Below are 1,276 nucleotides of genomic sequence, written 5' to 3' on the forward strand. Positions count from 1 at the left end.
CAACCGCACCCTGCTCGACGAGTGGGCCTACGCTCAGCCCTACCGCACCGAGCAGGAACGCCGAGACGCCTACCCCACCTGGCTCCACACCTACACCACCGCGGACACACCGCACTCGCAGGCAAGCCACCCGCCAGCCGCGTCCCCAACCTCACGGGTCAGTACAACTAGCGCTCCGCGCGGCCGGGGAGGACCGGCTTCAGATCGAGGATCGGGGTGCCGTCGACGGCCTCGAGGTCGCTGACCAGGATGCGCAGTCCGTCCACGGCGAGGACGGTGACGCGGTGGAAGCCGATCGGGTTGGGGCGGTCGGGCGAGCGGGTGGCGAAGACTCCGGTCTCGGCGCGGGCGAGGTCGCCGCGCGGGTGGACGGCGAGCACCGTGCGGTCGGCCCGGTCGAGCCAGGTGAGCAGCAGGACCTCCTGCCCCGCCGCCAGCTCCCGCAGGCCACGGGCCACCGCCGGGTCGAAGACCAGCCAGGCGTTTGGGCCGCCCTCGTCGCCCTGCTTGGGCGCCTGCGAGCGGGTGTGCAGCGGGGATTCGACCCGCCCGATCGCCCGTACCGTGTACTGCCCGTCCACCATGCCCCGAGCCTAGGGCTGCCGTCGCCGGTCCCGGTGGATTCCGGCGGGCACGGCGTGGTGGAGGCCGTCAGGTTTTTACCGGACGCACGGTTGATGGATCATCAGATTCCGGGTGAGGTGGAGGGAATCAAGATCCGACGAACCCGGAGGCGAGCGCGCGTATGCGGAGAATCCTCAACACGGCCCACATCTACATGATCCTCGGTGTGGTCAGCGGCCTGTACTACCGTGAACTCACCAAGGCCGAGGACTTCACGGGCGACACCCAGCTCGCCGTGGTCCACACCCATCTACTGGCGCTCGGCATGCTCCTCTTCCTCATCGTGCTGGTGCTGGAGAAGCAGTTCTCGCTGACCCGCAGCAGACTCTTCGACTGGTTCTTCTGGATCTACAACGCCGGTATGGCGCTGACCGTGGGCATGATGGCCCTGCACGGCACCCTGACCGTGCTGGGGCGCGAGAGCGGCGAGGCGATCGCCATGACCGCCGGGCTCGGGCACGTGCTGCTGACCGCCGGCCTGGTGCTGCTCTTCGTCGGTCTGGGCAAGCGCATACCGGCGGGTTCGAAGGCCGCGCCGGAGCAGGCCCCGGCGGACCCGGTGCAGCCCGCCCCCTGACGGGCGGCGGACGCGGCGACGGGGCCGGCGCCGGTGCGGCGCCGGCCCCGGCGCGGTCCGGCTCTGTTCGGCCAG

At 70.8% G+C, this 1,276-nt stretch carries 2 protein-coding genes and 1 pseudogene; 2 read left to right on the forward strand and 1 reads right to left on the reverse strand.

The genetic code is table 11. The features are described from left to right. Window positions 1-171: pseudogene (locus AB0P35_RS42170) on the forward strand (IS481 family transposase); the annotation flags it as partial. Here the strand turns inward: AB0P35_RS42170 and tsaA are convergent. Then, a complete protein-coding gene (gene tsaA / locus AB0P35_RS42175) occupies window positions 168-584 on the reverse strand; it encodes a tRNA (N6-threonylcarbamoyladenosine(37)-N6)-methyltransferase TrmO (RefSeq protein ID WP_363521927.1) in 417 nt (138 codons plus the stop codon). The pseudogene AB0P35_RS42170 and the gene tsaA sit on opposite strands and share 4 nt — an antisense overlap. Window positions 585-745: 161 nt before the next feature. Here tsaA and AB0P35_RS42180 point away from each other — a divergent pair, with 161 nt between their 5' ends. Further along, the gene (locus tag AB0P35_RS42180; RefSeq protein WP_363521929.1) at window positions 746-1,201 is read left to right on the forward strand and encodes a DUF2871 domain-containing protein; all 456 of its coding nucleotides are present in this window, start codon (window positions 746-748) and stop codon (window positions 1,199-1,201) included. The last annotated feature ends 75 nt before the right edge of the window (window positions 1,202-1,276 follow it).

The organism is Kitasatospora sp. NPDC085879 (assembly GCF_040686255.1).
Classification (GTDB): domain Bacteria; phylum Actinomycetota; class Actinomycetes; order Streptomycetales; family Streptomycetaceae; genus Kitasatospora.